General features: G+C 62.9%; 18 protein-coding genes and 2 pseudogenes. 13 read left to right on the forward strand and 7 right to left on the reverse strand.

Annotation, left to right across the window (positions count from 1 at the left end; genetic code table 11):
- The first annotated feature begins 169 nt into the window (after nucleotides 1–169).
- Both C8K18_RS03885 and C8K18_RS03890 read left to right on the forward strand, forming a co-directional pair.
- Nucleotides 170–625 (forward strand): NfeD family protein, encoded by a 456-nt coding sequence (locus C8K18_RS03885; protein ID WP_107706691.1) that lies wholly within the window; start codon nucleotides 170–172, stop codon nucleotides 623–625.
- Between the two features lie 96 nt (nucleotides 626–721).
- The gene (locus C8K18_RS03890; RefSeq protein ID WP_006048692.1) at nucleotides 722–1657 is read left to right on the forward strand and encodes an SPFH domain-containing protein; all 936 of its coding nucleotides are present in this window, start codon (nucleotides 722–724) and stop codon (nucleotides 1655–1657) included.
- Between the two features lie 132 nt (nucleotides 1658–1789).
- On the opposite strand, the gene smpB is transcribed toward C8K18_RS03890, so the two are convergent.
- The gene (gene smpB / locus C8K18_RS03895) at nucleotides 1790–2236 is read right to left on the reverse strand and encodes an SsrA-binding protein SmpB (RefSeq protein WP_006048693.1); all 447 of its coding nucleotides are present in this window, start codon (nucleotides 2234–2236) and stop codon (nucleotides 1790–1792) included.
- A 100-nt stretch (nucleotides 2237–2336) separates the two neighbouring features.
- Between smpB and C8K18_RS03900 the strand changes: the two genes are divergently transcribed.
- Nucleotides 2337–2774, forward strand: a complete 438-nt coding sequence (locus tag C8K18_RS03900) for a type II toxin-antitoxin system RatA family toxin (RefSeq protein WP_006048694.1) — start codon at nucleotides 2337–2339, stop codon at nucleotides 2772–2774.
- A complete protein-coding gene (locus C8K18_RS03905) occupies nucleotides 2771–3103 on the forward strand; it encodes an RnfH family protein (protein ID WP_029970859.1) in 333 nt (110 codons plus the stop codon). Before C8K18_RS03900 ends, C8K18_RS03905 begins: the two co-directional genes overlap by 4 nt.
- Before the next feature lie 58 nt (nucleotides 3104–3161).
- Here the strand turns inward: C8K18_RS03905 and C8K18_RS03910 are convergent, their stop codons facing one another.
- Entirely contained in the window at nucleotides 3162–4139 is a 978-nt protein-coding gene (locus C8K18_RS03910; protein ID WP_107706692.1) for a DMT family transporter, read from the reverse strand.
- A gap of 247 nt (nucleotides 4140–4386) precedes the next feature.
- On the opposite strand from C8K18_RS03910, the gene guaB reads away from it, so the two are divergent.
- From guaB to C8K18_RS33595, 4 genes and pseudogenes are all read left to right on the forward strand, one after another.
- Complete coding sequence (gene guaB, locus C8K18_RS03915) at nucleotides 4387–5847, forward strand: IMP dehydrogenase (protein WP_006048697.1); 1461 nt, start codon at nucleotides 4387–4389, stop codon at nucleotides 5845–5847.
- A 6-nt stretch (nucleotides 5848–5853) separates the two neighbouring features.
- Nucleotides 5854–6654 carry a hypothetical protein gene (locus tag C8K18_RS03920; RefSeq protein ID WP_107706693.1) on the forward strand — a complete coding sequence of 267 codons (801 nt, stop codon included), beginning with the start codon at nucleotides 5854–5856 and terminating at the stop codon, nucleotides 6652–6654.
- Between the two features lie 257 nt (nucleotides 6655–6911).
- Nucleotides 6912–8495 (forward strand): glutamine-hydrolyzing GMP synthase, encoded by a 1584-nt coding sequence (guaA, locus tag C8K18_RS03930; protein WP_107706695.1) that lies wholly within the window; start codon nucleotides 6912–6914, stop codon nucleotides 8493–8495.
- A gap of 45 nt (nucleotides 8496–8540) precedes the next feature.
- Nucleotides 8541–8810, forward strand: a pseudogene (locus C8K18_RS33595) (Arm DNA-binding domain-containing protein); the annotation flags it as partial.
- Between the two features lie 164 nt (nucleotides 8811–8974).
- On the opposite strand, the gene C8K18_RS34025 reads toward C8K18_RS33595, so the two are convergent.
- Nucleotides 8975–9352 (reverse strand): FAD-dependent monooxygenase, encoded by a 378-nt coding sequence (locus tag C8K18_RS34025; protein ID WP_308810911.1) that lies wholly within the window; start codon nucleotides 9350–9352, stop codon nucleotides 8975–8977.
- On the opposite strand from C8K18_RS34025, the gene C8K18_RS33605 reads away from it, so the two are divergent.
- On the forward strand, nucleotides 9255–9590 hold the full coding sequence (locus tag C8K18_RS33605) for an AraC family transcriptional regulator (protein ID WP_053858234.1): 336 nt from the start codon (nucleotides 9255–9257) through the stop codon (nucleotides 9588–9590). The genes C8K18_RS34025 and C8K18_RS33605 overlap by 98 nt on opposite strands.
- A gap of 18 nt (nucleotides 9591–9608) precedes the next feature.
- Nucleotides 9609–9719: pseudogene (locus C8K18_RS34095) on the forward strand (helix-turn-helix domain-containing protein); the annotation flags it as partial.
- A gap of 185 nt (nucleotides 9720–9904) precedes the next feature.
- On the opposite strand, the gene C8K18_RS03950 reads toward C8K18_RS34095, so the two are convergent.
- Entirely contained in the window at nucleotides 9905–10816 is a 912-nt protein-coding gene (locus C8K18_RS03950) for a LysR family transcriptional regulator (protein ID WP_029971596.1), read from the reverse strand.
- 165 nt (nucleotides 10817–10981) lie between these two features.
- Here C8K18_RS03950 and C8K18_RS03955 point away from each other — a divergent pair, with 165 nt between their 5' ends.
- The 3 genes from C8K18_RS03955 to C8K18_RS03965 are packed head-to-tail and all read left to right on the forward strand — an operon-like array spanning nucleotide 10982 to nucleotide 16866.
- On the forward strand, nucleotides 10982–14428 hold the full coding sequence (locus C8K18_RS03955; RefSeq protein WP_107706821.1) for a molybdopterin-dependent oxidoreductase: 3447 nt from the start codon (nucleotides 10982–10984) through the stop codon (nucleotides 14426–14428).
- A 26-nt stretch (nucleotides 14429–14454) separates the two neighbouring features.
- Nucleotides 14455–15390: an ornithine cyclodeaminase family protein gene (locus C8K18_RS03960; protein ID WP_107706697.1), complete on the forward strand. Its 936-nt coding sequence runs from the start codon at nucleotides 14455–14457 to the stop codon at nucleotides 15388–15390.
- Between the two features lie 24 nt (nucleotides 15391–15414).
- Nucleotides 15415–16866 (forward strand): short-chain fatty acid transporter, encoded by a 1452-nt coding sequence (locus C8K18_RS03965; RefSeq protein ID WP_053859044.1) that lies wholly within the window; start codon nucleotides 15415–15417, stop codon nucleotides 16864–16866.
- Nucleotides 16867–16919: 53 nt separating this feature from the next.
- Here the strand turns inward: C8K18_RS03965 and C8K18_RS03970 are convergent, their stop codons facing one another.
- The 3 genes from C8K18_RS03970 to C8K18_RS03980 all read right to left on the reverse strand — a co-directional run bounded on the left by C8K18_RS03970 (nucleotide 16920) and on the right by C8K18_RS03980 (nucleotide 21421).
- Complete coding sequence (locus tag C8K18_RS03970) at nucleotides 16920–18482, reverse strand: DHA2 family efflux MFS transporter permease subunit (protein WP_006050945.1); 1563 nt, start codon at nucleotides 18480–18482, stop codon at nucleotides 16920–16922.
- A 31-nt stretch (nucleotides 18483–18513) separates the two neighbouring features.
- Complete coding sequence (locus C8K18_RS03975) at nucleotides 18514–19776, reverse strand: EmrA/EmrK family multidrug efflux transporter periplasmic adaptor subunit (protein ID WP_006050944.1); 1263 nt, start codon at nucleotides 19774–19776, stop codon at nucleotides 18514–18516.
- A gap of 88 nt (nucleotides 19777–19864) precedes the next feature.
- Nucleotides 19865–21421: an efflux transporter outer membrane subunit gene (locus C8K18_RS03980; protein WP_006050943.1), complete on the reverse strand. Its 1557-nt coding sequence runs from the start codon at nucleotides 21419–21421 to the stop codon at nucleotides 19865–19867.
- Between the last annotated feature and the right edge of the window lie 28 nt (nucleotides 21422–21449).

Genomic DNA, 21449 nt, shown 5'->3' on the forward strand with positions numbered 1-21449 from the left:
CGTGCCGCGTCCTAAGCGGCACGCATAACGAAAAGTGCGGCATATCAACGGCGCGTCAAACGCGCGTCAGCGGCGCAGTGAAGCGCGTCCTGAATGCCGGTAATTTGTCCGCGCTTCGTGCTATAAACACCCCGGTAGATCCGGGGTGTTTTGCTTTGTGGAGGTCGACGTGGCGCCAGGGGGATTGTTCTGGTGGGTCGGGGCGGGCGTGCTGGTCGTGCTGGAATTGCTCAGCGGCACGTTCTATCTGCTGATGATCGCGCTCGGTTGCGTCGCGGCGGCTATCGCGCATATTGCGGGCGCCGCCGCCGACGTGCAGTTCGCCGTTGCCGCGGTCGTCGCGCTGGCGGCCGTGTTTGTGCTCAAGCGTTCGCGCTTTGGCCGCAGGACGCGCAAGGAAGCGTCCGCGAATCCGGACGTCAATCTCGACATTGGGCAGACGCTCAGCGTGCCCGCGTGGCACGAGCGTCGCGCGCGGGTCAGCTATCGCGGCGCGCAATGGGACGCCGAACTGGCGCCCGGCGAGCCCGAAGATGCTCAAACCTACGAAATCATCGAACTGCACGGCAGTTGTCTTGTGGTCGCGGCGAAGCGGCCCGCGACGCATCACGCTAATACGCGGTAAGCGTCGGACATTCGCTGACTTGTTTGACCCAAACCAGTCAACCGAACTAGTTAACCGAACTAACTAATCAAACCAACTAAAGATTGGAGGGCGTAAATGGATTCCACCATTATCGGGGCAGTGCTGCTCGTCATTGTGATCGTGCTGGCGGCGCAGACCATCAAGATCGTGCCGCAGCAGCACGCGTGGGTGCTGGAGCGGCTCGGCCGCTATCACCGCACGCTCACGCCGGGCCTGAGCTTCGCGTTTCCTTTCGTCGACCGGATCGCGTACAAGCACATTCTCAAGGAAATTCCGCTCGAAGTGCCGAGCCAGGTCTGCATCACGCGCGACAACACGCAGTTGCAGGTGGACGGCGTGCTGTATTTCCAGGTGACCGATCCGATGAAGGCGTCGTATGGATCGAGCAACTTTGTGTTCGCGATCACGCAGTTGTCGCAGACCACGCTGCGCTCGGTGATCGGCAAGCTCGAACTCGACAAGACTTTCGAGGAGCGCGACTTCATCAATCACAGCATCGTCTCGTCACTCGATGAAGCAGCGGCGAACTGGGGCGTCAAAGTCCTACGCTACGAGATCAAGGATCTGACGCCGCCGAAGGAAATCCTTCACGCGATGCAGGCGCAAATTACGGCCGAGCGCGAAAAGCGCGCGTTGATTGCGGCTTCGGAAGGGCGCAAGCAGGAGCAGATCAACATCGCGTCCGGCGGGCGCGAGGCGGCAATCCAGAAATCGGAAGGCGAGCGCCAGGCGGCGATCAACCAGGCGCAAGGGCAGGCCGCGGCGATTCTTGCGGTTGCCGAGGCCAATTCGCAAGCCATCCAGAAGATTGCTGCTGCGATTCAGTCGCATGGCGGCATGGAGGCGGTGAACCTGAAGGTCGCCGAGCAATACGTGAACGCGTTCGGCAATCTGGCGAAGCAGGGCACCACGCTGATCGTGCCCGGCAATCTCGCGGATATGAGTTCGATGATCGCATCGGCGCTGACCATCGTGAACAAGGGCAAGAGCGGGGTGGCGGAGGCGCGCTGAGCGCGCGTTGGTTTTTGCGTTGGGCGCCGTTGCGCCATTGCTGTAAAAAAATGGCCCGCAGCAAGCGGGCCATTTTTATCGTGCTCGGTAAACGCTGCTCTGGCAGCGTCGCGGCAAACGCCCGCCCACGACTCAGGTCGGCGAGCGCATCAAACGCGCCTTTTCGCGCTCCCAATCGCGCTTTTTCTCGGTTTCGCGCTTGTCGTGCATCTTCTTGCCCTTGGCGAGGCCGATCTCGCATTTGACGCGGCCGCCCTTGTAGTGAAAATTCAGCGGCACGAGCGTGTAGCCGCGCTGTTCCACCTTGCCGATCAGCTTGCTGATTTCTTCGCTGTGCAAAAGGAGCTTGCGCGTGCGAACAGGGTCGGGGTTGATGTGGGTCGAGGCTTCGGGCAGCGGGCTGATGTGCGTGCCGATCAGGAACAGCTCGCCGTTCTTGATCACGACGTAACCTTCCTTGATCTGGCCGCGCCCGGCGCGCAGCGCCTTGACCTCCCATCCTTCGAGCACGAGCCCTGCTTCGTAACGTTCTTCGACCGAGTAGTCGTAGAACGCTTTTCTGTTGTCGATAATGCTCATGAATGGAAAGTGCCCAACTCGTTTAAAATCACGATTTTAGCAAAGCGGGGCAAGGAAAGCCCGCCGCGCCCGTCCACCCTTGCCACGTGCTGTTCAATTTATGGCAGATGTCCAGAAAACCGTGTTGATCCGCCATTCGGCGGAACAGATGTTCGACCTCGTCACCGACGTCGCCGATTACCCGAACTTCCTGCCCTGGTGCGGAGGCGTCGAGGTCCGTCATCGGGACGATACCAGCATGGAGGCGAAGATCGACATCAATTTCAAGGGCATCAAGCAGCACTTTGCGACGCGCAACAGCATGGAGCGGCCCACCCGCATCGACATGGAATTCGCCGACGGGCCGTTTCGCAAGTTCACCGGCTTCTGGCGCTTCACGCCGCTGCGCGCGGACGCCTGCAAGATCGAGTTCGCGCTGCACTACGAGTTCACCAACATCATCCTCGAAAAGATCATCGGGCCGGTGTTCAATCACATCGCCAATACATTCGTCGAATCTTTCGTGAAGCGCGCGGACCAGCGCTACGGCAAGGCATGAGCGGGCGTCTGTCCGTCCAGGTCTGTTATGCGCTCGCGAACGAACAGGCGCTCGTCGACGTGCAATTGCCGGCGGGCGCCACGCTCGCACAGGCTATCGAGGCAAGCGGCATTCTTCAGCGTTTTCCTCAGATCGATCTAGCGACGCAAAAGGTCGGCGTATTCGGCAAGCTCAAGCCGCTCGACACCGTGCTCGCCGATCACGACCGCGTCGAGATCTACCGGCCGCTGCTCGTGGACCCGAAGGTGTCACGCCAGCGTCGCGTCGAGAAGACCCGCAAGGCCGGCTCGATCGAAGGGCGTCGCTGGCAGAACAAGGATTCGCGTTAAACGCGTACGTTGCGCGGTGCGCGCCCTGCAATGCGGGGCGGCCCGTGGACCATGCGTGCTAGGGCGCCGAACCCTGAGCCTTTTCTTCGACCGGCGCAGTGCCGCCGGAATCGTCGTCCGCATGCTGACGCACCGACCAGCACACGCCCGCCACCAGCAACAGAATCGCGGCGAGTTCGAGCGGCCGCGGCAGGCGCTCGTCGTAAATGAACGCGTAGAGCAGCGCGAACAGCGTTTCAAACACGATCATCTGACCGGAAAGCGTCAACGGCAGCCGCTTCGACGCCGCATTCCACAGCCCGTTGCCAAGCCACGACGCGCCGATCGCGAGAACCAGATTGAGCGCCCAGAAGCTGTGCCAGCGGCTTTGCGCGAGTTCGCCCTGCGGGCCGCCCGGCGGCAGCGCGGCGATCGCGAGCCACAGCGCGGCGCCGAGCGCGCCTGTCACGACGCCCCACAGCACGGACCACTCGTTGCCGCTGAAATGCGTGTGCCGTTGCAGGTAGCGGGTGTTCTCGACCGCGAACCACGTCCAGCAGCCGAGCGCGCCGACTGCGCAGGCAAGGCCGAGCAGCTTCGTCAGGACGCCGGCGGGCGTGCCGTCGGCGGCCGTAAAGACGTCGATATTGATGCAGACGATGCCCGCCATCACGGCCGCAAGCGGCCACGCGAGGCGCGCGAGCGGCACCGCGCCGCGGTCGCCGCGGCCCATCAGCGTGACCGTCACCGGCAATACGCCGACGATCAGCGACGCCGGCGCGATGCCGACGAGGTGCACCGCCGCCGTCAGCAGCAGGTAGTACAGGAGATTGCCGCCCAGCGCGAGCTTGACGAGCGCGACGAGGTCCTCGCGAGTCAGGCGCTTGAGCAGCGAACGCGCCGTGGGCAACGCCGCTGCGAGCGCGACGACGCCGTACATCGTGTAGCGGCCGGCCGACAGCAACAGCGGCGAAAAATCCGGCAGCACGCGCGGGACCAGAAACACCATGCCCCATAGGGCTCCGGCCATGACTCCATAGGCGACACCGCGCTGCATCGACTGCTCCTGCGAAAAAACTGGAATGGTCGCAAGCGTAGCCGGCCGGCGCGAGGGGCGTCTTGTTTGATTCTGCATTCGGGCCCGAGCAAACGAAACGCGATCGAACCCGAGGCGAACGGCGAAGCGAAATCAAGGGTGTAAAAGCCACGAAAAAATGCGCCCGAAATTCGCTAAGCTGCTGTTCGCGCAGTGAAAAGCGGGGAGGTATCGCGTATAATTCGCTTTTGCGCCTATAGGATTTGCCATGCGTCTGATCCAAACAGCACTCACGTTCGATGACGTGCTCCTCGTCCCGGCCTTCTCCGATGTTCTGCCGCGCGACACCAGCCTCAAGACCCGGCTGACCCGCAACATCTCCCTGAATATGCCGCTCGTGTCCGCCGCCATGGACACCGTCACCGAAGCCCGTCTCGCCATTGCGATGGCGCAAATGGGCGGCGTCGGCATCATCCACAAGAACCTCACGGCTGCCGAACAGGCGCGTGAAGTGGCCAAGGTCAAGCGGTTCGAGTCAGGCGTGGTGCGCGATCCGATCACGGTGCCGCCGCAAATGAAGGTGCGCGACGTCATCGCGCTGTCGCAGCAGCATGGCATTTCCGGCTTTCCGGTGGTGGAAGGCTCGCAGCTGATCGGTATCGTGACCAACCGCGACCTGCGTTTCGAGGAGCGTCTGGACGAGCCGGTGCGCAGCATCATGACGCCGCGCGAGCGCCTCGTGACCGTCAAGGAAGGCACGTCGCTCGCCGAGGCCAAGGCGCTGATGCACAGCCACCGCCTTGAGCGCGTGCTGGTCATCAACGACGCATTCGAGCTGCGCGGCCTGATGACGGTGAAAGACATCACCAAGCAGACCGAACACCCGGACGCCTGTAAGGACGAGCACGGCAAGCTGCGCGCGGGCGCGGCCGTCGGCGTCGGCGCGGACAACGAAGAGCGTGTCGAACTGCTGGTGCAGGCGGGCGTGGACGTGATCGTCGTCGACACCGCGCATGGCCACAGCAAGGGCGTGCTCGAGCGCGTGCGCTGGGTCAAGCAGAACTTCCCGCACGTCGAGGTGATCGGCGGCAACATCGCCACCGCGGCGGCAGCCAAAGCGCTCGTCGAATACGGCGCGGACGGCGTGAAGGTCGGCATCGGCCCGGGCTCGATTTGCACGACGCGAATCGTCGCCGGTGTCGGCGTGCCGCAGGTCACGGCAATCGCGAACGTGTCGGAAGCGCTCAAGGGCACGGGCGTGCCGGTCATCGCAGACGGCGGCGTGCGTTTCTCGGGCGACGTCAGCAAGGCGCTGGCAGCGGGCGCGAACGCCGTGATGATGGGCAGCATGTTCGCCGGCACCGAAGAAGCGCCGGGCGACGTGTTCCTCTATCAAGGCCGTCAGTACAAGTCGTACCGCGGCATGGGCTCGGTCGGCGCAATGAAGGACGGCGCGGCGGACCGCTACTTCCAGGACAACTCGGCGAATATCGACAAGCTGGTGCCGGAAGGCATCGAAGGCCGCGTCGCTTATAAGGGTTCCGTGAACGCGATCCTGTTCCAGCTGATCGGCGGCGTGCGCGCGAGCATGGGCTACTGCGGCTGCCGCACGATTGCCGAGATGAACGAGAAGGCCGAGTTCGTGCAGATCACGGGCGCGGGTTTGCGCGAGTCGCACGTGCACGATGTTCAGATCACCAAGGAAGCGCCCAACTACCACGTGGACTAAACGCCAATGAAGCCATTGCTGCGCGCTGTACTGATTGTCGATGCGCTGTTGCTGCTCGCGTTCGGCTTGCTGTTCCTGCTGACGCCCTGGACGTCGTTGTACAACGCGCTGCTGTTGGTGCAGACGCAGCCGGCTCTGGCCGGCCAGGCGTTTGGCCTGGCGCTCATCGGGCTCGCCTGGCTGGCGTTGCATGCGTCGATCGACGGGGCGCTGACTTCGTCGGTGGCACGCGTGGTCGGCCATGTGAACTGGCTGACCGGCGTGCTCATGCTGGTGTGGCTGCTCGGGCTGCATACGCCGTCGCTGAGCGCGTTCGGGCAGATCGTCGCGGTGCTGACCGGTGTCGTGCTGCTGGTGCTCGGTCTTGGCGGCGTGCGTTTGTCGGGCGCGGTGCGGCGGCGCGAGAAGTTGCGCGTCGCTGAGGCTGTTGCCGCTGAGCGCGCCGAAAAGCAGGCCGCAAAAGACGCCGCGAAAAACGCGGCGAACCTCGAGGCAAATCGCCGTGAACCGGTTGTGCCGGCTACGGCGGGGTTTCCGGTGTATCACGCGGAGCCGGTGGTTGAGCCTGTTATCGGGCGTGGAGTTGATCCGGTTGCAAGGCCTGGCGTGGCGCCTGTGGTGCCCGCGGCGTCCGAAGCGTCGCCGGTCAACCCGACGACCTCCGCCCATTTGCATGCCACGACGGGCGAAGTGCTGAGCCCGTCGGAGCGAGCGGCACGCGCTGAAGCTGCTGCTGCCGCACGCGACGATGCCCGCAATGCCGCCGACGACGCCGCGAATGCGCCACGGCCTCCGTTCCATGGTTGACTGGCCGCGCGCGACTCGTTTGCCGAAGCAACCGGAATCCGCACGCGCGCCGCACCGCAGCCTGGTGACCCATGTTGTGGCTTCGGGCGCAACGAGCGAACGTCACGCGGGCATCAGCATTGCGTTCCGCTTTCCCGCCGTTGCGCTTCACCGTCGCAAGCCCCGGCCGTTTGTTCCCTCGTGGACCGCTTTGAATTCAACGCCGCGCCGTACGCGCGGCATTCCGTATCCGCTCACTTTTGACATCGTCCGCTGCCATGCATGACAAGATCCTGATCCTCGACTTCGGTTCGCAAGTCACCCAACTGATTGCACGTCGCGTTCGCGAAGCCAACGTGTATTCGGAAATCCATCCGTATGACGTCGATGCTTCGTTCATCCGCGACTTTGCGCCGAAGGGCGTGATCCTGTCGGGCGGACCGAGCTCGGTCACTGAAACCGACACGCCGCGCGTGCCGCAAGTGGTGTTCGAACTCGGCATGCCCGTGCTCGGCATCTGCTACGGCATGCAGGCCATGGCCGAGCAACTGGGCGGCCGGGTCGACATCGGCCATCTGCGTGAGTTCGGTTATGCCGAAGTGCGCGCGCGCAATCACACGAGCCTGCTCGAAGGCATCAGCGACTTCACGACGCCCGAAGGCCACGGCATGCTGAAGGTGTGGATGAGCCACGGCGACAAGGTGCTGGAGATGCCGCCGGGGTTCGCGCTGATGGCATCGACGGAATCGTGCCCGATCGCCGCGATGGCCGATGAGCAGCGTCATTTCTATGGTCTGCAATGGCACCCGGAAGTCACGCACACCGTGCAAGGCCGCGCGATGCTCGAGCGCTTCGTGCTGCAGATTTGCGGCGCGCGTCCCGACTGGGAGATGGGCCATTACATCGACGAGGCGGTCGCGAAAATTCGCGAGCAGGTCGGTAACGAGCACGTGATTCTGGGTCTGTCGGGCGGCGTGGATTCGTCGGTCGCGGCGGCGCTGTTGCATCGCGCGATCGGCGATCAACTGACGTGCGTGTTCGTCGATCATGGCCTGTTGCGCCTGAACGAAGCCGAGCAGGTCATGGCCACGTTCGCGGATCACCTGGGCGTGAAGGTGATTCACGTCGACGCGAGCGATGTGTTCCTGCGCAAGCTCGAAGGCGTGACCGATCCGGAAGCGAAGCGCAAGATCATCGGCGCGGAATTCGTCGAAGTGTTCCAGACGGAAGCCGGCAAGCTGACCGACGCAAAGTGGCTCGCGCAAGGCACGATCTATCCGGACGTGATCGAATCGGCGGGCAAGGGCAAGAAGGCGACGCAGACCATCAAGAGCCACCACAACGTGGGCGGCCTGCCGGAGACGCTGAACCTGAAGCTGCTCGAGCCGCTGCGCGAACTGTTCAAGGACGAAGTGCGCGAACTCGGCGTGAAGCTCGGTCTGCCGCCGGCGATGGTGTACCGCCATCCGTTCCCCGGTCCCGGTCTTGGCGTGCGGATTCTCGGCGAAGTGAAGCGCGAGTTTGCGGACCTGCTGCGTCGCGCGGACGCGATTTTCATCGAGACGCTGCGCACGTTCATCGACAAGGAAACCGGCAAGTCCTGGTACGATTTGACGAGCCAGGCGTTCGCGGTGTTTCTGCCGGTGAAGAGCGTCGGCGTGATGGGCGACGGCCGGACTTACGAGTATGTGGTCGCGCTGCGCGCGGTGCAGACGCTCGACTTCATGACCGCGCATTGGGCGCATCTGCCGCACGAGTTGCTGGGGCATGTGTCGAACCGCATTATTAATGAAGTGCGCGGGATTAACCGGGTGGTGTACGACATTTCGGGGAAGCCGCCGGCGACGATTGAGTGGGAGTGATTTAGGATCCTCTGCAGAGGTCTGCAGAGGTCCATAAGCGCCTGGATTTCCCCGACGCTTACGGACCCCGGATTGCGGGCGCTCAACCCGACCGGCAGTATCTACAAGGTGGCCACCAAAGTGGCCGACCAACGTGGCCTGTATGTGGCCGTTACGTCGTCTGAGGTAGTTAGTTTCCCGTTCGACTATCGCCTGAATGGGCGTCGCGAGACGTTGGTCATAGGTCGCTACGATCCGCGGCTCCCTGCCTGCGGAACGCGTGATGCCGAGGAACTGACTCTCGGTATGTCATTGAGTCTCGCAGAGGCGAGGCTTGGATGGACCCAGCGCCAGCGCGCGCCATCCCTCCCGGTCCGATAGACATTTCGGCGGGAGAGCCGTCTCGAGGAGACTGCTCTGCGAAGAAGCGTGCCCGGTGCGCACGAACTCTGCCGCCTGATGCCGCTTGTGCTCCCGTAAAGCAGTGTGTGCGAGCGCCACTACGCGTCGAACCATTCGCCGAAACCGCGCAAACATTCTTCAACGATAGGCGCCGCCCGATCAAGCATGACTTGCTCCTGTGCGCAAACCGCGTCTCGCCAGTTTGCCGCCGCGACGATTGCTTCAGCGAGTTCGGCAGCGTCAAGCATGGCCAGATTGACGCCTGCGCCCATTGGCGGCATTACGTGGGCGGCATCGCCTACGAGCGTCAGTCCCGACTTCGCGGGCCATGTCGTCCCAGCAGGAAGACTGCTACCGCAGGTCCTGGCGGTCGGACCTTTGCTCGGAGCGCTGATACAGCGCGTCGCACCGTGGAACCATCCCGTCGAGCGGACGCCTGAAGAGGCGCGGGTCGTCTCAGTGCTGATAGACGAAATGCGCGCGGCAGAGCATGAACCACTGCACCTTCCCATACCGGACGACAAGCGCCTGCTGAAGATGGTCAGCATCGTGCTGAAGGATTTGAGCCGGGAACACTCTCTGGAAGCACTGTCGTCAATGGCCGGCCTGTCGGCTAGAACCGCTCGGCGCCTGTTTTCCGTATCGCTCGGCATATCGTTGGCCGAGTGGCGACAGCAGGCGTTGCTGCTGCGTGCCGTGTATCTGCTCGCGTAGGGCGAGTGCGTCTCGGCGGTCGCAGACGTCTTGGGCTATGCCAGCCCAAGCAGTTTCATCGCGATGTTCCGCAAGGCTTTTGGCGAGACGCCGGGGAGATATGTCAGGGCTGCGGGGCAGGATGCCTGATATTGACGTTCTGGCGAAAGCGTTTAGTTTTGCCGGCTCGGCAAGTAGCGCCTTTTGCCTGTCGGCCCAAGAATCTGCCGTTCGCCTTCACCTGGCTCGTAGGTGTGACGTTCGTGTGTCGGCTTCGCATCAATTCCCGGTCGCTCGCATACCGAACGTCCGCTATGTCCGTCAGGAACGATCAACTATTGGATTGTCTTCTTCCAGGACCGGAAGAGATCTAGCAGCACTTTCGCGGGCGTCGGCAGGATGCTCTTTCGGTGCCAGACGGCGCCGACGTCCATGGTCGGGATCGGAATGCTCAGGTCACGCCTCATAATCCGGCTCCCTTCGAGCGACCACGGACGATAGACGAGGTCCGAAAGAATCGTGACGCCCAACCCGAGTGCGACCATGCTTCGCACGGCTTCTATCGACTTGCTCTGGATACGCACGTGCGGTGCGAGGCCATATTTTCCCCAATACTTGCGAACAGTTCGGACATGCTCGTCCATGTCGAGTAAAAGGTAGTCCTCCTGCGCAATGTCCTGCAGCGTGACCTGTTGTGCATCTTGCAACGGGTGATCCGGATGGGTCCAAAGCCGGCGCATGGAGCGCAGAATCGTTTCGTATTTCAGCTCGTCCACGTTGGCCGTATTGGACACAAGCATCAGACCGATATCAAGCTGATTGTCGACGAGACGTTGCTCGATATCCTCGCGCGCGTCTTCGATGACCTCGACAGTCAGGTGCTCGAAGCGCTGCGAGACGGTAGCAAGCATTGACGGCATCAGGTAAGCCGAGACGGTTTCCGTGACGCCCACCCGAACGTGCCCCGAAATCTGTTCAGGTTCCTCCTGGGCCGCGACCACGGCGCGCCCGACGGACACATTCGCGTTCTGCACATGCCGAAGAAATCGCTCGCCTGCTCGGGTCAGGCGGACGCCCCTTGCGTGGCGCTGCAGCAGCGGCACCCCCACGGTGTCTTCGAGATTCTTCAGCGCGATCGTCATCGACGACTGCGAAACGGCGCAGAGATTGGCAGATCTGGAGATCTGCCCGGTATCAGCCACCGAGATGAAGTATTCGATCTGGCGAAGCGTAATGTGTGTGGCCACGTTGACGTACTCCCCTAGGTTGTGGCGCCGTGCAAACCGACGGCGCGAACCCACGACCGAACTGAGGTATTGAAAAATTATATATCGCGAGGCAAGAAATATGAATTAGGCAGGGCAATTTCGGCTGCATAGCATCCCGTCATGAAAGGAAACAGTGGAACGATGATGGAGACGCAGGAGAAGAAGGGGTACTGCACGTTATGCCGGTCAAGATGCGGCACGATCAATACGGTCCGCGGCGACGTGTTGCTGAAGGTTCGTCCCGACAACACGCACCCGACCGGCAACGCGATGTGCATGAAAGGCAAGGCCGCGCCGGAACTCGTACACAGCCCCGACCGGGTGTTGTATCCCATGCGCCGCACTGCCCCAAAAGGGGCGGCCGATCCGCGCTGGAAACGGATCAGCTGGGACGAGGCCCTTGACGAGATCGCGACCACGCTCGCGCACGTCAAGCGGGAAAACGGCGCTGAATCGGTGGTGTTCGGCGTCACCACCCCGAGCGGTACGCCGATGAGCGACAGCATCGACTGGGTGGAGCGATTCGTGTGGTCTTTCGGGAGTCCGAATATCTGCTACGCAACCGAGATCTGCAACTGGCATAAGGATTTCGCGCACGTGTTTACGTTCGGTTGCGGCATGCCAACGGCCGATTACCGGAATTCCGACGTCATCGTGCTTTGGGGTACGAATCCAGCCAACACGTGGCTGGCCCAGGCGGACAGTATCGCAGCGGGTCGGCGCAACGGCGCAAAGCTGATTGTCGTGGACCCGAGACCCACGGCGCTTGCGCGCGATGCGGATGTATGGCTGCGCGTGCAGCCAGGCACGGACGGCGCGCTTGCTATGGGAATTGCCCGGCAAATGATCGCGACGGGAAATATCGACGATACATTTGTCCGCGAGTGGACGAATGGCGCGTTCCTGGTTCGTCGTGATAGCGGATATTTTCTGCGTGAGCGCGACATCGATCCGGAGTCGTCGAACAATCGATATGCGGTCTGGAATGGCGCGCTCAATCGACTCGAACTCGTCGGAGAGGAGGCGAGCACGTCGCCGTCCGATCTTTCGATTTCAGCCTCGTATCAGATTCGCGTATTCGACCTGACGGGCCGGGTGATAGAAGTCACGTGTACGCCCGCTTTCGAGGTGTACCGCGATGCGCTGTCTGGTTACACGCCCGAACACGTGAGCAGAATCACCGGTGTCGACGCCTCGGCGATCGAAATCGTGGCGGCGATGCTCAGCCCACGCCAGCGCATTGCCTATCACGCGTGGTCTGGCGTGGGACAACATACGAACGCGACGCAAACGGAGCGGGCGATCGCTACGCTGTATGCACTGACAGGTGCATTCGATACGCAGGGTTCAAACCGCGAGTTGCTGAAGCAGCCAGCAAATCCTCTCAGTAATTACGCCATGCTGAGTCCTCAGCAGCGAACAAAGGCGCTCGGACTTGACGAGCGACCGCTCGGTCCGCCGTCCCAGGGATGGGTGACCGCGCGCGACGTTTATCGTGCGATTCTCGAGTCCAGGCCTTATCGGGTGCGCGCGCTTGTCGCGTTCGGCACCAACATGGTGATGTCGCAAGCCGACAGCGCATTGGCGCGGGACGCGCTGTGCGCACTGGATTTTCATGTCCATTGCGACCTGTTCGAAACGCCATCCGCCCGCTATGCGGATATTCTCCTTCCGGTCAATACGCCTTGGGAACGGGAAGGACTGCGTCTCGGCTTCGAGATCAATGAGCGGGCCGTCGAATTGGTCCAGTTGCGGCAGCGGATGGTGACGCCTCGCGGGGAGAGCCGGGCGGACTACAACATCGTGCTGGATCTGGCGGTCAGGCTCGGGATGGGGGATCAATTCTTCGGTGGCGACGTCGAAAAAGGATGGAACCATGTTCTCGAACCGTTGGGCCTGGACGTCGCGACGCTGCGTTCACATCCCGAAGGCATTTACCGGCCGCTCAGGCAGCAGGAAAAGCAATACGCTTGCGCCACGCCGAATGGCCCGCGAGGCTTTGCGACCGAAACGCGGCGCGTCGAGTTCTATTCGGAGAAGCTGCATCGGTACGGTTATCCGGCCGTACCTCACTATGTACCGCCGAGCCGCGGAGAAGTAGCACGCGCAGCTGAGCGTCGACGCTTTCCCTATACGCTCACTTCCTTCAAGAACGGCTACTACTGCCACAGCCAGCATCGTAGCCTGCCAAGCCTTCGTCGCCGTGCCCCTTATCCCGTCGCGGAACTGAGCGCCGATCTGGCGGCCGTGAAGGGCATTGTCGACGGCGACTGGATACGCGTCGCCAGTACCAACGGCACCGCGCGATTTCGTGCGCGAGTTGTCCCCGAACTCGCGCCGGATGTCGTAGTCGCGGAGTATGGCTGGTGGCAGGCGTGCGACGAAATCGGCATGGAATCGTCGGCGGCACTGGGAAGCGCAAACAGTAACTACAACAGCATCGTGTCCGGCGCCATTGTCGATCCGCTGAGCGGTTCGTCGCCGCTTCGTGCCGTGCCATGCGACGTCACGCTCGACGCGTCGGTCGATCCAGCGCGACGGGCATGGCAAGGATTCCGGGACTTTGTCGTGTCGGCCGTACATGGAGAAGCCGAAGGCGTTCGCACGGTTACGTTCAGCGCAGCCGACGGTGGACCGCTCCCCGACTATCTGCCCGGACAGCATGTGACGGTCCATATTCCGGAGTTGTGCGAAGGAGGAACGACGCGTGCCTATTCGCTCACTGGCCATGCGATTGAAAGCGATCGCCGGACATACTCGATCTCCGTGCGCCATCAGCGAGGCCGAAGTGCCGATGGTGAGCAGTTCGAGGGCGTCATGTCCTCGCATATTCATCGCGAGTTGGCAGTTGGACACAGGGTCTTGCTTCAAGCCCCCAGCGGCACCTTCGTCGTACCGCCGGCTTCGAAGCGACCGGTCGTCATATTCGCGGGTGGGATTGGAATAACGCCCTTCATTTCGTGGCTGGAAACGATCGGGGAACTGGGCACACAAGCGCCTGAATCGCAGCTGTTTTACGCGAATCTCAATAGCTCGACTCATGCGTTCCGGAAACGAATTGCGCAATTGCAGCGTGCGTTGCCAACGCTCAAGGTCGTGAATTGCTATAACCAGCCGCGCGACGAAGTACTCGGACGCGACTTCGAGATGCAGGGCTACCTCACTGCGGACGTCGTGGACGACGCATTGATACAGCACCGCGCGCGATTCTATTTATGCGGCCCGGAGCCGATGATGAACGCCATCACGGCAGGCCTCGTCGAGCGCGGCGTACCGCCGTTCGATATCTTCAGCGAGGCCTTTCGGTCTCCGTCAAAGCCGGCCCTCGATCCATCACAGCGCTTCGCCGTCGAATTCCGGCGGTCGCGGATCAAGGCGGAATGGGCACCCGAACGGGGAAGCCTGCTCAGCTTCGGCGAGAGCCTCGGCATCAGCATGCCGAGCGGCTGCCGGGTCGGGCAATGCGAGAGCTGTGCCGTCAAGGTCCTGGCGGGCAAGGTGTCGCATATGACGGGGCATGGGCCGGATGAAGCCGATATGTGCCTCGCCTGCCAGGCGATCCCGGCCACTGATATTTCCATTGAAGCGTGAATGACCCACGAGGAGCCAAATCGAGCATGAAATTTTTCGACACGCCAGCGACACGCGAAGCGCTGGACTTCGCCACGCTGATTCCGTCGCTGAAGAAGGCGTTCATCAAGGGGTGTGAGGTTCCACTCCGGCACTCGCACACGATCAATAGCGGCGACGGCAATAGCGGCACCGTATTGATCATGCCGGCGTGGGAGGCGGACGGATATCTCGGCATCAAGACCGTGAACATTTTCCCCGGTAACCAGGGCCGCGGAATGCCCGGCTTGCACTCGACTTACGTGCTGTACGACGCCAGCACGGGTGAGCCACTCGCGCAGATGGACGGCAATGAAATCACCTCACGCCGGACCGCCGCCGCCTCGGCACTCGCTGCAACCTTTCTGGCGCGCGACGACTCCTCGCACATGGTGCTGTTGGGCGCCGGACGCGTGGCAAGCCTGGTGCCGTCAGCGTATCGAAGCCAGCTCCCAATCACGCATGTCGAGGTCTGGGACATCTATCCGGAATCGGCCGCGCGACTCGTGCAGCAACTGCGAGGCGAAGGTTTCAATGCGGCCGTTGTCGCCAGTCTGCCGGACAGCGTGGCGCGCGCGGATGTCGTGAGCTGCGCGACGCTCGCCACCGAGTCGATCGTACGCGGCTCGTGGTTGAAAGCGGGAACGCATCTCGATCTTATCGGAAGCTTCACGCCGCAGATGCGCGAGGCTGACGACGATTGTTTCCGCCACGCACGCGTGTTTGTGGATACGGACGAGGCGCCGCAGAAGTCCGGCGACCTGATTGGGCCGTTGTCGCGCAACGTGATTTCGCCGGCGGACCTGAACGGTACGCTCGCGGCCCTGTGCCGGGGCGACGTCGGTGGGCGATTCGACGGCAGCGAGCGCACGGTATTCAAAGCGGTGGGGACCGCACTCGAAGACCTGGCTGCGGCAGTGCAGGTTTATGAACAGCATGTTTAATCACTCGAAGCGTCGGAGACCATGATGAAGGAATTGAACCGTCAGCAAGACCTGGCAGCCTCGACAGCCGACGATGCAGTCGGACTCGAGCGTATGGCCGCAGCAGTGACCCGTTGGTCGGAAAAGTGGTTTCCCGACGCATACATATTCGCGGCGATCGCGGTTGTCGTCGTCGCGGTCGGCGCGCTGGCGACGGGCGCGCCTGCACAACGTGTGGGCATTGCCTTCGGAGACGGATTCTGGAGCCTGATTCCCTTTACGATGCAGATGGCGATCGTGGCCATTTCAGGCTACGTGGTCGCGGTATCTCCGCCTGCCGCCAAATTGATCGCATGGCTTGCCCGCTTGCCGTCGAACGGCAAGTCTGCGGTGGCATTCGTCGCGCTGGTCAGCATTTCGGCGTCGCTTTTCAACTGGGCGATCAGCCTGATCTTCAGCGGCCTGCTGGTTCGTGCGCTCGCTCGTCGCACCGGGCTCCGTATGGACTATCGAGCGGCGGGTGCCGCCGCCTATCTCGGCATGGGCGCGACCTGGGCGCTGGGATTGAGTTCGTCGGCATCGCAATTGCAGGCGAATCCGGACAGTTTGCCGAAAGCGCTGCTGGCGATCACCGGTGTCATTCCGTTCTCCGAAACGATTTTTCTTCCCCAGTCGTTGCTGATAGTCGCCGCTCTGACCGTCGTATCGCTTTTGATCGCGTATCTCTCTGCGCCGGGCACCGAACGCGCCAAAACCGCGCAGCATCTGGGCATCTCGCTGAACGAGGCGGAACTCGAAGTAGCAGCGCCTTCACGCCCCGGCGACTGGCTCGAGTACAGCCCGTTGATCACAATCCTGATCGTCGCACTCGGCTCTGTTTGGGCATGGCACGAATTCACCGCGAAAAATCCGGTGCTGGCGATCTCGAATCTCAATACCTACAACTTCGTGTTCCTGTTGGCCGGGATGCTGTTGAACTGGCGCCCCCGCCGCTTCCTGAACGCCGTGGCGAAATCGGTGCCGTCCGTGGCTGGCGTGTTGATCCAGTTTCCTCTCTACGGAGGCATTGCGTACATGCTGACGAAAGCCTCCGCGCCGTCGGGACTACCGTTGGCCGATCATCTTTCGCATTTCTTCGTTGCAGTGTCGTCGCATGCGTCGTTTCCGGCGCTGATGGGCATCTACTCTGCCGTCCTTGGATTCTTCGTGCCGTCAGGTGGCGGGAAATGGATCATCGAGGCACCGTACGTGATCGCGGCAGCCAGGGAACTGCAGGTTCATCTGGGCTGGGCGGTAACCGTCTACAACGCGGCGGAGGCGTTGCCGAATTTGATCAACCCTTTCTGGATGCTGCCGTTGCTAGGCGTGCTGGGATTGCGGGCTCGCGACGTGGTGGGCTTCACGTTTACCCAGTTCATCGTGCATCTTCCGCTCGTGATCTTCATGCTGTGGATTCTTGCGGGGACGTTGACCTTCCATCCCCCCGTCATGCCCTGATCCGTCTGTGGCGCCAGCCCGGTGCAGCAGGTTGTCAGTCTGGTCTGCTCGTCTCAATGCGCCGCCGCAGCAGCCGCGCCCGCATCGCCACCGGCTCTTTCCGGCTTCGTGATCCAGATCAGCGCAATCAGCGCGACGAAGATGCCGGCCGAAACGAAGAACAGGTCGTTCACGCCCAATTGCGCGGCCTGTTGCGTCGCCATCGAATTGAAGAGCCCATACGCTTGCGGTTGACTGAAACCCGCCGCGCCCATTTGCCGGATCGACTGATCGAAGACCGGGTTGTAGGCGTTGGCGCGCTCGGTCAGTTGCGCATGATGCATGATAGAGCGATGGTCCCACGCCGTCTGAAAGATCGACGTGCCGATGCCGCCGCACATGATCCGCACGAAGTTCGACAAGCCCGAGGCCGCCGGAATCCGGTTGCCCGGCAAGCCCGACAGCGTGATCGACACGAGCGGAATGAAGAACCCGGCCATGCCGATGCCCTGAATCAGCGTGGGCAACAGCAGCGAGTACGTATCGACGCCGGTCGTGTAGCGCGAGCGCATCCAGAAGCACAGCGCGAACACGAGGAACGACAGGGTCGCGATGTAGCGCGGATCGGTGCGTGGCAAGACCTTGCCCGTGATCGGCGACAGCAGCACGGCAAACAGTCCGACGGGCGCCATCACGAGACCGGCGTCGGTCGCCGTGTAGCCGATGTCGGTTTGCAGCCACAGCGGCAATAGCACGAGATTGCCGAAGTAAAGGCCGTAGCCGATCGACAGCGCGACCGTGCCGCCCGTGAAATTGCGCTTGCTGAAGAGCGAGAGGTCGACCACCGGATGCTCGGCCGTCAATTCCCACACGATAAAAAACGCGAGCGCGATCACGGCGACGAGCGCCAGCACGACGATCGTGGTCGACGAAAACCAGTCGAGGTCCTTGCCCTTGTCGAGCATGACCTGCAACGAGCCGACCCACAAGATCAGCAGGCCCAGGCCGACACCGTCGATCGGCGCCTTTTTCACGACGGAATCGCGGTTGCGGAAGATCATCCACGTCGCGGCCGCGGCGACGGCGCCGACGGGAATGTTGACGTAGAAAATCCACGGCCACGAAATGTTGTCCGAGATCCAGCCGCCGAGAATCGGGCCGGCGACCGGCGCGATCAACGTGGTCATTGCCCACATCGACAGCGCCATCGGCGCCTTCGCGCGCGGATAGCTCGCGAGCAGCAGCGTTTGCGACAGCGGAATCATCGGGCCGGCCACCGCGCCTTGCAGCACGCGCGAGGCGAGCAGGAAGGGCAGCGTCGGCGCGAGGCCGCACATCCATGACGAGATCACGAACAGCACGATCGACGCCATGAAAAGCCGCACCTGGCCGATGCGGTCGGTGAGCCAGCCGGTCAGCGGCACGGAGATCGCGTTGGCGACCGCGAACGACGTGATCACCCACGTGCCCTGATCGGCCGACACGCCGAGGTCGCCGGAAATGGACGGGATGGAGACGTTCGCGATCGACGTGTCGAGCACGTTCATGAAAACGGCGAGCGACACCGCGATGGTGCCGATCACCAGTTGCGCCCCCTCGAGCGGCGGATGAGGGGCTTGCGCCTGAGCCTGAGCCATTCAAAAAGCCTTGTAGGAGTCGCCGCGCGGCTTACATCAGTTTTGCGGCCGCAGCCGCGGGCTTGCCGGTTCCCGACTGCACGGCTTTCTGCGCGCCAGCGTTCGGACCTGCGTTTTCCGCGATGATGCGGGCGATTTCGGCGTCGGCTTCGTCGCCGTATTTCGCGAACACGTTCGTCTGATAGACGGTGTTCTGCGCGTTGCCGAGCTGGCCGCCGTTCTCGTCCTTGATGCTGACGTCGGCTTGCATCGACAGGCCGATACGCAGCGGATGCTTTTCAAGCTCCTGCGGATCGAGCGCGATACGCACCGGCAGGCGCTGCACCACCTTGATCCAGTTGCCCGTCGCGTTCTGCGCGGGCAGCAGCGAAAACGCCGAACCCGTGCCCGCCGAGAAGCCGACCACCTTGCCGTGATAGACGACCGACGAACCGTACACGTCGGCGGTCAGTTCGACCGGCTGGCCGATGCGCATGTGCTTGAGCTGCACTTCCTTGAAGTTGGCGTCGACCCAGACGGCGCCGAGCGGCACGATCGCCATGAGCGGCGTGCCCGGCGAGACGCGCTGTCCGACCTGCACCGAGCGTTTCGCGACATAGCCGGTGACCGGTGCCGGCAGCGTGTTGCGCGCATTGTTCAGATACGCGTCGCGGACCTTCGCGGCAGAAGCCTGCACGTTCGGGTGATTCGCGATCGTCGTGTTCGCGGTCAGCGCGCGGTTCGACGCGAGTTGTTGCTGGGCGGCCTCGACGGCGGCCTGGGCGCTCTTCACGGCGTCGCGTGCGTGGGAAATTTCTTCCTGCGACACCGCGCCGGTTTGAGCCACGGTCATGCGGCGCTTCAGGTCGTCCTGAGCACGCGACAGGTCGGACTGGCGCTGGGCGACCTGAGCCTGGTACTGGTTGTCGTCGGCGAAGAGGCCGCGCACCTGGCGCACCGTCTGCGCGAGATTCGCTTCGGCCTGTTCGAGCGCGACGCGGGCGTCGGCCGGATCGAGCACGACGAGCGGGTCGCCGGCCTTGACCGTTTGGGTGTCGTCGGCGTTGACCGCGACGACCGTGCCGGTGACCTGCGGCGTGATCTGCACGACGTTGCCGTTCACGTAGGCGTCGTCGGTGTCTTCGTGAAAGCGCGCCACGAGGAAGTAGTACAGGCCGTAGGCGATGGCGGCGATCAGGATCACGATGACGAGCAGCGTCATCATGCGCTTGCGTTTGCCGTTGTTCGCGGATTGCGCCGGCTTGTTCGGCTGTGCCGGCTGGTTGTTAGCCGCGGGCTGCTGGGGGGTGCTCATTGATGTGCTCCGGGTTCTCTCTAACGTCGTCGTTTATTCGGATGTTCGTGTGTGGTCTGTTGCTGTCGATCCGTTGCGGTCCGCGCTGTTACTTCGCAGCCGCAGCCGTGGTCGTGGCGGTGGCCGCGGTGCCGCTGGCGCTTGCCGCGGCGGCCGGCGCGGCTGCTTGCTGGGGTCCGTCGCCAGGCACCACGAGCCCGGTTTGCGTCGCGTCGAAACCGCCGCCGAGCGCCTTGACGAGACCGATCTGCAGATCGCGGCGGCGCATCTTCAACGTGGTCACGGTCTGTTCGGCGGCGAGGCGGTTCTGGTCCGCGGTCAGCACCTGCAATTGCGGCGACAACCCGGCCTTGTAGCGGATCACGGCGAGCTGATACGCCTTCGTGGATGCGTCGAGCGCGCGCTGTGCGTCGCCCGATTGCTGGTCGATCGAGCGGATCGACGAGACTTGCGTGGCTACATCCGACAAAGCATTGATCAGCGTCTGGTTGTAATTCGCGACGTCCAGGTCGAAGTCGGCGTAACGGCCCTTCAACTGCGAGCGCAGCGCGCCGGCGTCGAAGATCGGCAGATGAACCGCCGGGCCGAACTGTATCTGCCGGCTGCCGGCCTTCAGGAAGCGGCCCCAGCCGAACGCGTCGAAGCCGAAAGCGGCGGCGAGATTCACATCGGGGAAAAACTCGGCCTTCGCTTCCTTCACGTCGTGCATCGCCGCTTCGACCTGCCAGCGTGCGGCCACGATGTCCGCGCGGCGCGCGACCAGGTCGGCCGGCAGATTGTCGGGCAGGGTCACCGCGTTGCCGGCGCCGAGCACAGGTTGCGCGATCTGCAGGCCGCGGTCGGGCCCCTTGCCGAGCAGCGCGCCCAACTGATAGCGCACCACGGTGATCTGGCCGTCGAGGTCGGTCAGGTTCGACTGGCTCGTCGCGATATTGCCGGTCGCGGTCTGGCGTTCGACGTTGGTGTCGAGGCCCGCGGCGACGCGGCCATTCGTGATCCGGCCGATTTCCTGGCGATTCTCGATCTCGCGCGCGGCGATGTCGCGCAGCGCGTAGAGCTGCGCAAGCTGGTTATAGGTGCTCGCCACGGAGGCCGCGAGCGTCACGCGCGCCTGCTGCATGTCCGCCTGAGCCGCCTTTTCCTGCGACACCGCCTGGCCGAGCCGCTGACGGTTCTTGCCCCACAGGTCGAGGTCCCACGAGGCGCTCGCCAGCACGTTGTTTTCGCTATACCAGGTGCCACCGTACGGAGGCGGGTAGAGCGCGTTGCCGGAGAAGAGTTCGCGCGTCCACGAATAGCTGCCGTTGACCTTCGGATAGAGCGCCGAGCGCGAACTTTCGATATACGACGACGCCTTCGCGAGACGCGCCTGCGCCTGCGCGATCGATGGATTGCCTTCCAGCGCTTCGTCAATCAGCTTCGGCAACTGGGGATCGCCAAACTGGTTCGCCCACTCGAGCGACGGCCACTGGCCGCCCTGGCCCGTCAGACTCTGCGTGGACTCGTACTGCTCCGGCGACGAGATCTGCTTGTCGCTTTTGACACCGAAGTAGTTCGCGCACCCCGCGAGGGCGAGCGCTGCCACCGCGGCGGCGACAGCGGCCCGGCGCGGAAACGCGGGCGCGGACAGGGAAAGGGATTTCATCGCTCGACTCTTTGAGTGGAATGTAATG

Source organism: Paraburkholderia sp. GV068, from assembly GCF_003058125.1.
Taxonomy (GTDB): domain Bacteria; phylum Pseudomonadota; class Gammaproteobacteria; order Burkholderiales; family Burkholderiaceae; genus Paraburkholderia; species Paraburkholderia graminis.